Below are 234 nucleotides of genomic sequence, written 5' to 3'. Positions count from 1 at the left end.
CCTGAACGCCGACACGGGCGCATGGGTTGGCTCTCCCCCTGCCCCGGCAACCTCGACACCGGGCCCGCGTTTCTGCCTCGCGCTGCTGACCCGCAAACCCGGCCTGCTCACGGCACAGGGCCGGGACGCCGCGGGCGAGGTGTGGTTCGACGATCTGGATTGCGCCACCGGCGATGAAGCACCGGCCGCATGCCTGAACAAGCGCCAAGAAAAGCGTTTCCGGGCGCACGCCAG

Annotated in this window: 1 pseudogene; it reads left to right on the top strand. The window is 70.1% G+C overall.

Annotated elements, in window-relative coordinates:
• A pseudogene (locus tag CVH10_RS27165) lies at positions 1-234 on the top strand (hypothetical protein); the annotation flags it as partial.

The sequence above is a fragment of the Halomonas sp. ND22Bw genome, from assembly GCF_003011945.1.
In the GTDB taxonomy this organism is placed as follows: domain Bacteria; phylum Pseudomonadota; class Gammaproteobacteria; order Pseudomonadales; family Halomonadaceae; genus Halomonas; species Halomonas halophila.
The sequence above is the reverse complement of the archived record's forward strand: the minus strand, read 5'-3'. Positions and strand labels throughout refer to the sequence as shown.